The sequence below is a fragment of the Pseudomonas sp. JQ36 genome (assembly GCF_053851495.1).
Genome location: NZ_CM132642.1, coordinates 3,444,874 through 3,458,281 on the forward strand (window position 1 = coordinate 3,444,874; position 13,408 = coordinate 3,458,281).

A 13,408-nucleotide genomic window follows, 5' to 3' on the forward strand; every position below is an offset into this window, starting at 1 on the left:
GGAACGGATGGACCGATGGCCGATAAAGAACTGAATGTCCCCACCCCCTCTATTGCCACGCACTCTTCGTTCACGATGACTGGCCAGGGGTTCAACAACGTGGGGCCCACGGGTGGAGCATCGTTTCAATTGCCAATCCCCGTTTCCGGCGGCCGCGGTGCCGATCCGCAGTTGGCACTGACTTACAACAGCCAGTCGGGCAACGGTCCGCTCGGTCTGGGCTGGAGCATGGGCCACGGCCAAATCAGCCGTCGAACCAACAAAGGCACGCCGCGCTACGACGACGATGACGAAATCATCGGTCACGACCAGCAGATCTGTACCAAGGAGCGCAATGACGATGGTTCGTTGAAAAGCCGAATCGAAACGACGTTCAACGGCAAGGACATCGGCCGGCACACGGTGGTGCGCTACACGCCCGAGGTCGAAAGCGATTTCAGTATCAGAGAACGCTGGGAGCCGATGCACCCGACAGATCCGACAATAAAACTGCCGACCTTCTGGTTGGTCTCTGGCCCCGATGGCTCTTTGCACATGTACGGTAAAACCGCTGATTCACGCGTGGCGGATCCGCAAAACCCACTTCGCGTGGCGACGTGGTTGCTCTGTGAAACCATGACTGCCCATGGCGAACACATCTATTACCAATACAAACGCGACGACAAAGATCCGGACAACTTCCGCGATTACCGGTCACAGCGCTATTTGCATCGGTTGCTTTACGGCAATTTCAGCGCCAGTCAGGATCTGTACTGCTGGACCCTGGAAAACCCCGGCGAGCTGGACTGGCACTTTCATCTGCTGTTTGACTATGGCGAACGCAGCACATCGTTGAGCGTGAAACCGGACTATGACGTCCCAGGCACGCAGCCTTGGCCGGTTCGCCCCGATGCCAGCTCGGCGTTTGGCCACGGCTTCGAAATCGCCACACGCAGACGCTGCGAACAAGTGTTGATGTTTCACTATTTCCCCACCGAAACGGGTGACGACCCGGTGCTGGTCCGGCGCTTGCTGCTCAAGTACAACGAGCACATAGCCGATTGGAGCTACAGCCTGCTCACCTCGGCTTACTACCAAGCCTGGGGACCCGGTGGCGATGACGATGTGGAACTCTCCCCCCCCGTACAGTTCGAGTACGCGCCGCTGGAACTCGATCAAACGCCAACGCCCTTGTTTGCCGAGGAGAACATGCCGGGCATTGATGGGGGCCAGCATTATCACTGCGTTGATCTGTATGGCGAGGGCGTACCGGGTTTTCTCTGCCGCTATGACCAGGCCTGGTATTACAGCGAGCCGTTTCGTGGAAAATCGGGGCCCGATGACATCGCCTACGGACCATGGTCGGTGCTGGACAACATCCCGGTAATCAACAGTAAAAAACCGGTGATGCAGATACTCACCACCCTGTCGGGCAGTGGACGCTTTGACTGGCTCACGGCGCAACCCGGATTTGCGGGGATACGCTCAATGAACCCGGATCGAACCTGGTCCGAATTCAAGGAGTTCGATCAAACCCCCACAGAACTGTTCGGCGCATTCGCACAGTTCGGCGACCTGGCCAACGAAGGACTGATGTCGGTCGCCTTGATCGGGCCTCGCTCCGTGCGTTTTTATCGCAGCAATGTTGAGGAGGGCTTTGCGCAAGCGGAAGAAGTTCTGCATGACCCCGACGATGATCGCCTGCCGTTGTTCAGCGATGTCCGCAGCGAGCTGGTGCTGTTCGGCAATCTGCTTGCCAGCGATACCACCGAGCTGTGTCGCATCCGCCACGACGAAATCAAATGCTGGCCGAATCTCGGCTTGGGCAAGTTCGGCAAGGGTCGCGTGCTCAGCGGTCCGGTCTTCGACTACCGCACCTTTGACGCCTCGCGAATACGCATTGCCGACCTTGGCGGTTCCGGTGCGCCGGCGCTGATTTACCTGAATGCCAAAACCTTCGATATCTACCTCAATCATGGCGGCAACAGTCTGGCAACCGTTCCAATCCGCGTACCGTGGCCTGAGGGTGTGCAGTTCGAACGAACCTGCGAGGTGACATTTGCCGACTTGCAAGGTTTGGGCTGTTCCAGCCTGATCCTGAGCGTGCCGCACATGAAACCGTGCCACTGGCGTTACGATTTTGTTGCGGCCAAACCCTACCTGATGAGGTCGAGCAACAACAACACGGGCTGCAGCGCCAGCATCGTCTATCGCAGTTCCGCGCAGGAATGGCTGGACGAAAAGCAGCAATGGCTTGCCGTCAATCCCGAGGGTGTACCGTCATGCTATTTGCCGCTCAATGTTCAGGTAGTGAAGCAACAGTTCCAGCTGGACGAAATCACCGGCAATTGCCTGAGCCAGAGTTTCAGCTACCGCGAGGGTTACTACGACCCCTTGGCTCGCGAATACCGGGGTTTCGGTTACCTGGAACAAACCGACAGCGAGAGCCTGTCGGGGACCGAGGACACCAGCTTCACCGCGCCGATTCGTGCCTGCAGTTGGTACATCATCGGCCAGTACATGAACCGGCCCCGGGACGGTTACTTCGCCAGCGACCGCGAAGCCGTGCCGCTGGGCGCGACCGTGATCACGCGATATGACGCGAAGCTGGAGCGCGATATTCCTTTCACCCCGAAGCCGGACAGCGCTCTACCGTACGAAATCGCACGGGGCATGTCCGGCACGCTCATGCGCACCGAAATCTACAACGCCGAAGATCCTCCACTGACGGCAAAACCTTACGCTGTCGAGGAATATCGCTACCTGGTGCGCGAGGTTCGGCCCAAGGGTGATCACTATCCCGACGCAATTATCCTGCCCCGGTCACTGGAAAAAATCAGCTACCAATATGAGCAGTTCATCGACGATCCCTTGTGCAGGCATGAACTCAATCTGCGCTGGAGCGCATACGGCGCGCCCACCCATTCGCTGCTCGTCAGCTACGCACGCCGCCGGACCGCTGCGGACACCCCGCCCTTCGAGGACGAGGATGAACAGCGCTGGTGGATCGACGCTCACGACGAAGCTCAGAAGCCGTATTACATAAGCGAGAGTCGGGCGCGATTCATCGACCTGGATAGCGATGAACAACGTCGCCAACTGGGGCTGGCGTGGCAGGCGCGCAGCGATGCCCTGGTCTTGCCCAAAGGCACTCTTCCGAACGGGCTCAACCCTGGCGAGGTGTCTTTCGAGCAATTGACCCCGCACCTGGATTCAACTCAATGGAATGCGTTGCGCGTGCTGACGCAACAGTCTGAACAGCGCTATCTGAAAACCCTGGATCAGTCCTTGCTGGACAGTGGCAAGGCCGAATACGAAGCGCTGGCCGGCCCCCTGGAAATCGCGCAGATTGACAAGACCGCCCTGCAAGCTTACGACGTGCTGCCACCACCCTTTGACATTCGTGCAGCGTTGCGCGAAATCGGTTATTTGCCGATGAAGTTCTTTTTCGAAACATCGCTGCCCAGCGAAGAAGAAAACCTGTGGTCAAGCACCTACAACTTCGCCAGATACGCCGACCTCGCCGGTTTTTTCAAAGTGCAGGAATACAACGAAACGCCCAGCCACGGCGTGACAAAAACCCGGTACGACGATTATCGACTCAGGGTCCGGAGTGTCGAATTGCCGGACGGCTGCACGACCTCGGTCACGTACGACTACCACACGCTATTACCCTCCAGCATCCTCGATGCCAACGAAAATATCCAAGAGGTCATGTATGACGCCGCAGGCCAGCCGCTTGCGCTGAGCTTTCACGGCACCGAAAACGGTGTTGCCGCCGGTTTCCATGCGCTGAGCGATTTCGTACGGCCCGACAATCTTCTGCCAGGGCCCGCCATTGAAGATCCGGTCGGGGCTGTGCAAGGTGCCGCCAGCACCCTGCGCAAGGATCTGTTCAGCTGGATGGGGTCGTTACCTGCGGACATCAGCGCCGAATTGCTCGCCACCTGGATTGCCAGCGGCGATGTACTGCCCAGCGGCCACATCTGCGCCAGTGCCCGTCAACGCCTGCGGCAACGAGGGGCGCTGACTGCTGCGGATCAAGCCCTGAGCGAAGTGATTGCCAGTGTCCCGAGAGAGCCACCGCACAGCGTTGTCCTCAGCGCTGACCGCTACCCCGGCGACAAGATTGCAGCGCAGATACATATCAGCAAAACCTGCGTCGACGGTTTTGGCCGCACGCTGCAAACGCAGCAATTGGTCGAACCCGGCATCGCCTATGCGGTGGGTGATGACGGCGCGCTGATCGTCGATCGCGGACAGCTGCGTGAGGAACATGCCAATCCGCGCTGGCGGGTCAGCGCACGGGTCGAGTACAACAACAAAGGGCTGGCGGTGCGACAATTCCGGCCGTTTTTTGCCGACACCCATGGCTACGTCAATGATCAATCCCTGCGGCGGTACGGCTATTTCGATCAACTGTTCTATGACCCGCTCGGGCGTCCGGTCAAGCTGATCAACGCCAAGGGCTATTTTTCCCGCGAGACCTATCATCCGTGGTATCAGGCCAGCGAAGACTTCAACGACACCGACGAATCCGCTGAGCCGAAATCGACATCACCATGGACGCTGCACTGATGAGCGCCAACCTTCATCGGCGCACACCGTCGCTCGTCGTGACCGACAGTCGCGGCCTGCCGCTGCGTCAGGTCGCCTATCTGCGCGTGCTGGCCAATGAGGCTGCCGAGGCCTTGGTGACTCGCCAACAGCACGACATTGCCGGGCGTCTGGTGGCGCAGTTCGATCCGCGCCTGAGCGCTCCGAGCGTTATCAGCATTCATGACCTCAACGGCCAGCCACTCAAGGTCAGCAGCGTCGATGCCGGCTGGCGCCTGAGCCTGCCGGGGCTGGCCGGGCAAACCTTGCAGCGCTGGGACGCGCGCGGCGTGCACTGGAGCAGCCGCTACGATGAGCTGCTGCGCCTGGTGGCGATCAGCAACAGCGTCGACCCGCTCAGCGACACCTTCACCTATGCCGATGCCAGTGCCCCGCCCGATCACAACCAGCGCGGTCAATTACTGGAACAGTTCGACCCGTCCGGCAGCCTGCACCTGGACAGCTACAGCCTGGCCGGACAGCCACTGCGCGAAAGCCGCACCTTTGCCGACGCCCGGGTGTTTGTCAGCCAGCGCATTTTCAGCCCGTTGGGCGCGATGCTGGAGCAGACCGACGCCGGCGGCCACCGCCAGCAATCGCGCTACGACGTCGCCGGTCAGCTCAAGCAGTTGCAACTGCTGCTGGCCGGCGACCACGACTGGCAAGACGTGTTGCTCGACACGCACTTCAACGCCGTCGGACAAATCATCGAACAACAAACCGGCAATGGCATTGCCAGCTACTGGGACTACGAACCAACCACTGGGCGCCTGCAGCGGGAGTGGGCGCAAAAAGGTGCGCAGCCGCCCCTGCAGGACATCAGCTATGAATACGATCCGGTCGGCAACCCGACACGCATCCTCGACAACACGTTCACGCCCAGCCACTTCGCCAACCAGCGGGTCGACGGCGAACGTGCGTTTCGTTACGACTCGCTGTATCGGCTGATCAGCGCCAGCGGTTACGACGACGCGGCCCCCAGCGACCTTCCCGGCCGACCGCAACCGAGCGACCCCAGGGACCGACGCAATTACCTGCAGACCTACCGCTACGATCACGGCGGCAACCTGACGCAACTGTGCCATGTGCGCGACGGCGCCTGTCAGACCCGCCAGATGCGTATCGACCCTGCAAGCAATCGCGGTGTGCGCTGGAATGAGGGTGATCCCGCACCGGATTTCGATCAGCTATTCGACCGCCACGGCAACCTGATGGCCCTGCAACCTGGACAGGCACTGCGCTGGGACGCCCGCGATCAACTGGCCTCGGTGACCCTGGTCCAACGCGAAAACGGCCTGGATGACGCCGAGTTCTATCACTACAGCCAGGGTGCGCGCGTGTACAAACGCCATGACACCTACAGCGGTTCTACCCGGCATTTTCACGAGGTGCGCTACCTGCCCGGACTGGAGATCCGCAGCAAGGAAAACGGTGAGGAGCTGCACGTCATCAGCCTCACCGCCGGCGCAGGCCATGTCAGTTGCCTGCATTGGCTCAGCGGCAAACCGGCGGGCATTGCCGACAACCAGTTGCGTTACACCCTCGATGATCACCTGGGTTCATGCGTGATGGAACTGGATCAGCAGGCACGCCTGATCAGTCACGAAGGCTATTACCCGTTCGGCGCGACCGCGTGGATGAGCGCCGACTCGGCTGTCGAGGTTGACTACAAGACACTGCGTTATTCAGGCAAGGAAATGGATGTCAGCGGTTTGTATTACTACGGTGCGCGGTATTACGCGCCATGGTTGCAACGCTGGGTCAGTGCGGATCCGGCGGGAGATGTCGATGGGCTGAATCTGTTTGAATTCGTGGGGAATAATCCGCTGCGCTATTTCGATGCGCAGGGGCACCAGCGAACCGCTTCCGAGTTATTAACAGTCGTGGAGGACTATGAGAATTTGCTCGCCACCGTCACAACCAAACTGGATAAATCGATCTATCAATTCAACCACTTGAACTCCGTCAAGGATATCTACCTCTCCAGTGGCAAGAAGGCTGCCCTGACCCTGCTCAACGTTATGGCCTCCTCCATCACAGCCGCCACAGCGTTTTCCGCCGGTGCGGCGGCAGGAACATTTCTGACGTTAAACCCGGTCACAGGCATCGCCATTGGTATAGGCACCGCAGCACTGGCCGCTGACATTACAGGCGCACAAATCGACAAACTCGGCGAGGACAACTCGTTTGGTTATGCACTTTTGCCCGATAGTGCAGATTACGACGTGGGTCGTCTGAACATGGAAGCCAAACCCAAAAGCTGGAAGTCGAGAATAAAATCCGTGTTCTCAAAATATGCCCCGGACAGCATCGACGGAAACAAGGAAATATTAATTGCAGGCACCATCGGAGCCGCTGATGTGTTAACGGGCGGCACTCATCTGGAAAAATTTCTGGCCTTCTTCCGTCTCAGTGTCGAAGTGACCGAAGCACTCAATGACTCGCTGGGGCAACGCGATCTGGATCTGGTGGAACAAGGTATCGAACTGGTCGCCGACTACCTCAATTCCCGCAAGGAACTGTCTGACCTGGCACTGGAAGACCTGGAAGGTCTCGGTCGGGAAAACATAGCCACGGCACAGGGCACCCGCTACCGTCTCGCGCAGAGTGAAACCGCCGTGCTGGGCAAGATGAATCGTGTCCTTGAGTTACTACCCAGAGTGTCTTCACACATGCAACAGAAAAGAGCGGCCTGAAATGAATCACTGCACGGATGTGCGCGCATGAATCCTTCAGTGCATTGGCGTACTCCTGCTCTGTCGGCTCACGATCCCAGAGGGCTGCCGGTCAGAAACGTTGCTTATCTGCGGGCGGTGGTGGGTGCCGAAGTCGAATGCCAGATCAACCGTCAACGCCACGACTCCAACGGCCGCCTGATCGAACAATGGGACCCGCGCCTCCCCGTGCCTTGTCTGACCACTGTTTACCGGCTGAATGGCGAGGCGTTGAAAATCGTCAGCGTCGACGCCGGCTGGCGCGTAAACCTGCCCGGTCTGGCCGATGAGGTGTTGCAACGCCACGACCAGCGCGGCACGCAATGGCGCTATCGCTACGACCCGATGATGCGGTTGATTGCCGTCGATGAAAACGCGCAAGTCGATGTCGAGCGCTACACCTATGCCGACCACCATGCCGACCCCGGGCATAACCTGCGCGGTGAACTGAGCGAAAGCGCCGACCCGGGCGCTACGGTGGTGGTCGACGGCTACAGCCTGCAGGGCAAGGCAGTGAGTGAAACCCGTACGCTGTCTGGCGAGACGGCGGCTTTCATCACACGTACGGATTTCGACGCGCACGGCAATTTGGTGCAAGTCACCGACGCCGGTGGTCACCGGCAACGCTCGAGCTACGATGTCGCCGGCCAGTTACGTCAGGTATCGCTGTGGATAGCCGGGGCTGACGCGGCACAACCGGTGGTCGACGCTGCCACGTACAACGCCTCCGGCCAACTGCTCGAACAACGGGCCGGCAATGGTGTGCGCAGTCGCCGCGTGTACGATCCCGCTGACGGTCGCCTGCTGAATCAGCTGGCCTGCAAGGATCAGGAAAAACCGCTGCAGGACTTGCACTACACCTACGACCCGGTCGGCAATGTCCTGCGTATCGAGGATCGCACCCTGGCCACGGTGTATTTCGCCAATCAACGCGTCGATGGTGATCGTCATTTTGTCTACGACTCGCTGTATCGGCTGAGCGAAAGTCGCGGCTTCGAAGGCCAGATCCCGCAACAGTCGCCAGGTTTGCCGCAACCGATCGAACCCATCGACCCAGGGCGGCGCTTCAACTACAGCGAGCAATATCATTACGACGCGGGAAATAACCTGGTTGAACTGGTGCATGTGCGCAAAGGCCACAACTTCACGCAACAGATGAAAATCGCCCCTGACAGCAATCGGGGGCTGCGCTGCCAACCCGCTGATCCCGAACCGGTGTTCGGCGACTACTTTGACCGCCACGGCAACCAGCTGAAACTGCAGCACGGCGGCCTGCCACTGGAGTGGAACAGCTACGATCAACTGGCCCGCGTCACCCTGCTGCAACACAGCAACGGCCTGCCCGACGACGATGAAATCTATCGCTACAGCCAGGGTCAGCGCGTTTACAAATGCACGCGGAGGCATACGCCGTCGATCACCGGTCGCCGCGAGGTACGTTACCTGCCAGGTCTGGAAATCCACAGCCGCAGCGACGGCCAGCAACTGCATGTCATCGTGCTGCCCGGCGCCCGTTGCCTGCATTGGCTAAGTGGCCGACCGCCCGGCATCGAAGCGGATCAACTGCGCTACAACCTTGATGACCATCTCGGCTCTTGCGCATTGGAGCTGGATCGGCAGGCTGCCGTCATCAGCCTGGAGCATTACTACGCGTTTGGTGGAACAGCCTGGCTGGCGACTCGTTCGGCGCTGGAAGTCAGCTACAAAACCATCCGCTACTCAGGCCGGGAAATGGACAGCAGCGGCCTTTATTACTACGGCGCACGCTATTACGCAGCGTGGTTGCAACGCTGGGTCAGTGCTGATCCGGCGATGGATATCGACGGGCTGAATCTGTATGCCTTTGTCGCCAACAACCCGATTGGCCACATCGACACCGACGGCCAGAGCTGGGACAGTTTTCTCGAAACACCCGCTCAGCGCGATCAGAGAAAGGCACTGAGTGCAGCGAAAGAGCGGCGTTACCGGGCCCGGGATAACCTGTCACAACAGGTCGAACGTCACCTGAACATTCTGGCGCTGTCACTGCGCCGGGGTCTGGATGCCCAGCAACAGGTACTCAATCAGCGCTCGACGGCACAATTTACCGGTGCCATCGTGCGCCGCACCGGTGTGCATCTGACAGGACAAATAGTGTCTTACGGTGGCGGTATTCTGGTCGGCATGGGCGCCCAGGCGCTGGGCGCCGTCGCTCCCGGCGCGGGTAACGTCGTTGGGGTCGCGATGGGCATTGGCGCAAAGAAACTGATCAGTGGATTGTGGGATTACGCCGCCGAGCGCACCGGCGCCAGCGCCTCTGTCAAATTCAAGGCCAGCCGCCTGTCCAAGGAAAAAATTGTCGGGAAAGCCGAATATAAAACCATGGCACCGATCGATTACCTGCAGCAAAAGTACGCAAAAATGATCCCCGATACGCAGAAGGGTGTGCTCAAGGGCTCCAAGGAGGTGGCGTCCACGCTGATCGGTGTCGGTGCCAAGGAAATGTTGCCGCAAGCCGCCGCTGAAATCAGCGCCACGGCGAGTACTCTTTTGGGTGCAGTTGAAATAGCCCATGAAATCGCTGGAGCAAGTCATGAGCTCAGCGCTGAAAAAACGGCCAAGGGCATCGCCAATGTGAGTGGGCTGATCGATTATTTGTCCGCCAACATGAACGACATCGAAAACGCCTTCGAAGCCGGTGGCTTCACGGCAATAAATACCTATGGGCTATTGGGCAGAAACGAAGGCGATACACCGCAAAATCTATGGCATGCCACGGCGGCCGTGATCAACGAACTGGAATACACGCGCACTATGCTGCGTTCCAGATCCAGCCAATTCACATCTGTTTGATCTGCGCGCGCACAAATGAGAAGGACGGACGAGCACATGCTATCGTGCCCGCCCGTCCCTCTATCCATTAGCCCAGCATGCTGCCGACTTCCCGTACCCTGCGTTTGTCGTTGTACACCCTGCTGATCATTGCCGGCGCGGCCATCGCTGCGACCCTTGCCATCCGCCACGCCGAACGTCAGGCGCTGGAGGAAGACGCCACTCGCGCCAGCCAGCAATTGGCGCTGTATGCCAACTCGCTGCACACCCTGATCGACCGCTATCGCGCCCTGCCCGCCGTGCTGGCGCTGGACCCGCAATTGCGCAGCGCGCTGGCCGGGCCGGTGGGTGCTGAACAACAAAACGCGCTGAATCTGAAGCTGGAGCAGATCAACGGCGCGGCGCAGTCCTCGACCCTTGAACTGCTCGATCACACTGGCCTCGCGGTGGCCGCCAGCAACTGGCGCCTGCCGAGCAGTTACGTCGGCCACAACTACGGATTCCGGCCGTACTTCAGCCAGACCCGCACGCAGGGCAGCGGACGCTTTTATGCGGTGGGCGTGACCAGCGGCATCCCCGGTTATTTTCTGTCCAGCGCGGTACTCGGCGACAACGCCGAGTTCCTCGGCGCGATGGTGGTCAAGCTGGAGTTCCCCGAGCTTGAGCGCGAATGGAGCCAGGGTAGCGACACGCTGCTGGTCAGCGATGCACGCGGGATCATCTTCATCGCCAACCAGCCCGGCTGGCGCTATCGCTCGTTGCGGCCACTGGACAGCCGCGACATGGCCGAGATCAAGCGCACGCGGCAGTACGACAAACAATCGCTGATCCCGCTGACGCATTTGTCGCTGCGCCACTTCGACGACAACAGCGATCTGCGTCGGGTCGAAGGCCCGGACGGAACGGCGGATTACTTGTGGGAATCACTGCCGCTGGCCGCCGAAGGCTGGACCCTGCACTTGTTGCGGCGCCCGCAAGTGGCTTTCGAAGATTTGCGCAACGCCGGGCTGGCCGCCGCAGGAGTGTGGCTGGCGCTGGTGTTCCTGCTGTTGTTCCTCAATCAGCGCTGGCGCCTGTCGAAAGTCCGTCAGCGCAATCGCGAAGAACTCGAACAACTGGTCGAAGAACGCACCCGCGATCTGCGCACCGCCCAGGACGGTCTGGTGCAATCGGCCAAGCTCGCCGCACTGGGGCAGATGTCCGCCGCACTGGCGCACGAAATCAATCAGCCGCTGACCGCGCAACGCATGCAACTGGCGACCCTGCGCCTGCTGCTCGAACATGGCCGCGTCGATGATGCGTACAAGGCGCTCAAACCGGTGGACGACATGCTCACGCGCATGGCGTCGCTCACCGGCCACCTGAAAACCTTCGCCCGCAAAAGCCCCAGCGGCCTGCGCGAACGGCTGGATCTGGCGACCGTGGTTGACCAGTCGCTGCAACTGCTCGACGCGCGCCTGCGTGATGAACAGGTCAGTCTGGTGCTGCATCTGACGCGTCCGGCGTGGGTGCGGGGTGACGCGATACGTCTCGAACAGGTGTTGATCAACCTGCTGCGCAACGCCCTCGATGCGATGCAGGGCAAACCGTGCAAGCGTCTGGAAATTCGCCTGGAGGTGGATGAACAATTGTGGCGCCTGAGCGTGATCGACAATGGCGGCGGGATTGCCGAACAGCACTTGAATCAGGTGTTCGACCCGTTCTTCACCACCAAACCGGTGGGTGACGGACTCGGCCTCGGGCTGGCGGTATCCTTTGCCATCGTGCATGAATCCGGCGGGCGCCTGAGCGTGGAAAATGGCGAGGCGGGCGCGGTGTTCAGCCTGACCCTGCCGATCGATCTGGAGGCACACATCTGATGCTCAACTCGGTGATGGTGGTCGATGACGAAAGCAGCATTCGCAGCGCTGTGGAGCAATGGCTGAGCCTGTCGGGGTTCGAGGTGCAGTTGTTCAGCCGCGCCGAAGATTGCCTGGCGGCACTGCCCGCACACTTCCCCGGGGTGATCCTCAGCGATGTGCGCATGCCCGGGCTCAGTGGTCTGCAATTGTTGGCCGAAGTGCAGCGCCGTGACAGCGATTTGCCGGTGATACTGCTGACCGGTCACGGCGATGTGCCGATGGCGGTCGAAGCCATGCGTGACGGCGCCTACGATTTTCTGGAAAAACCGTTCAGCCCGGAAACCCTGCTCGGCAGCTTGCGCAGGGCGCTCGACAAGCGGCGCCTGGTATTGGAAAACCGTGCCCTGCACGAGCAAGCCGACCACCGCGCCCGCCTCGATGCGACGCTGCTTGGCGTGTCCCGTGGCATGCAGACTTTGCGTCGGCAGGTGCTGGATCTGGCGGCGCTGCCGGTCAACGTGTTGATCCGTGGCGAAACCGGCAGCGGCAAGGAGCTGATCGCGCGCTGTCTGCATGATTTCGGCCCGCGCGCCGACAAGCCTTTCGTGGCGCTGAACTGTGCGGCGATTCCCGAGCAGTTGTTCGAAGCCGAGTTGTTCGGTCATGAAAGTGGCGCCTTCACCGGCGCGTCCGGCAAGCGCATCGGCAAGCTGGAATATGCCGACGGCGGCACGCTGTTTCTCGATGAAATCGAAAGCATGCCGCTGGCCCAGCAAGTGAAACTGCTGCGGGTGTTGCAGGAACAGAAGCTGGAGCGGCTGGGTTCGAACCAGAGCATTCGCGTCGATCTGCGGATCGTTGCCGCGACCAAACCTGATCTGCTGGATGAGGCCCGGGCCGGACGTTTTCGCGAAGACCTGGCGTATCGCCTGAACGTCGCCGAACTGCGCCTGCCGCCGCTGCGCGATCGCCGCGAAGACATTCCGCTGCTGTTCGAATCGTTCGCCTTCAGCGCCGCCCAGCGCCTCGGCCGCACGTTCCCGCCGTTGAGCGGAGCGCAATTGAGCCACCTGCTCAGCCACGACTGGCCGGGCAACGTGCGCGAACTGGCGAACGTCGCCGAGCGCCAGGTGCTGGGGCTCGATGAGCCGGTGCAGGGCATCGATCCGGGCCAATCGCTCGCGGCGCAGCAGGAAGCCTTTGAAGCGCAGTGCCTGCGTGCGGCGCTGACCCGGCACAAGGGCGATGTGAAAGCGGTGCTGGAAGAGTTGCAACTGCCGCGCCGAACCTTCAATGAAAAGCTGCAGCGGCATGGGTTGAGCCGGGAGATGTTTGTTCCGGGCAGCTGAATTTTGCAGTGTTTGATCGGGCCTCTTCGCGAGCAAGCCCGCTCCCACAGTGGTCGGTGGTGTTCACACATTCTGTGTTCAGCACGAAACCCTGTGGGAGCGGGCTTGCCCGCGAAGA

The 13,408-nt window shown here is 60.4% G+C and carries 5 protein-coding genes; all 5 read left to right on the forward strand.

Features of this window, described 5'->3' with window-relative positions:
* The first annotated feature begins 75 nt into the window (after positions 1-75).
* Positions 76-4,557, forward strand: a complete 4,482-nt coding sequence (locus ACS4NR_RS15460; protein WP_456020394.1) for a SpvB/TcaC N-terminal domain-containing protein — start codon at positions 76-78, stop codon at positions 4,555-4,557.
* Positions 4,557-7,271: an RHS repeat domain-containing protein gene (locus tag ACS4NR_RS15465; protein WP_456017815.1), complete on the forward strand. Its 2,715-nt coding sequence runs from the start codon at positions 4,557-4,559 to the stop codon at positions 7,269-7,271. Before ACS4NR_RS15460 ends, ACS4NR_RS15465 begins: the two co-directional genes overlap by 1 nt.
* Positions 7,272-7,298: 27 nt before the next feature.
* Positions 7,299-10,121 carry an RHS repeat domain-containing protein gene (locus ACS4NR_RS15470; RefSeq protein ID WP_456017816.1) on the forward strand — a complete coding sequence of 941 codons (2,823 nt, stop codon included), beginning with the start codon at positions 7,299-7,301 and terminating at the stop codon, positions 10,119-10,121.
* A gap of 77 nt (positions 10,122-10,198) precedes the next feature.
* Positions 10,199-11,959 (forward strand): ATP-binding protein, encoded by a 1,761-nt coding sequence (locus tag ACS4NR_RS15475; protein ID WP_115984308.1) that lies wholly within the window; start codon positions 10,199-10,201, stop codon positions 11,957-11,959.
* Positions 11,959-13,290 carry a sigma-54-dependent transcriptional regulator gene (locus ACS4NR_RS15480; RefSeq protein ID WP_095136996.1) on the forward strand — a complete coding sequence of 444 codons (1,332 nt, stop codon included), beginning with the start codon at positions 11,959-11,961 and terminating at the stop codon, positions 13,288-13,290. The genes ACS4NR_RS15475 and ACS4NR_RS15480 overlap by 1 nt, the downstream gene beginning before the upstream one ends.
* Positions 13,291-13,408: the final 118 nt, after the last annotated feature.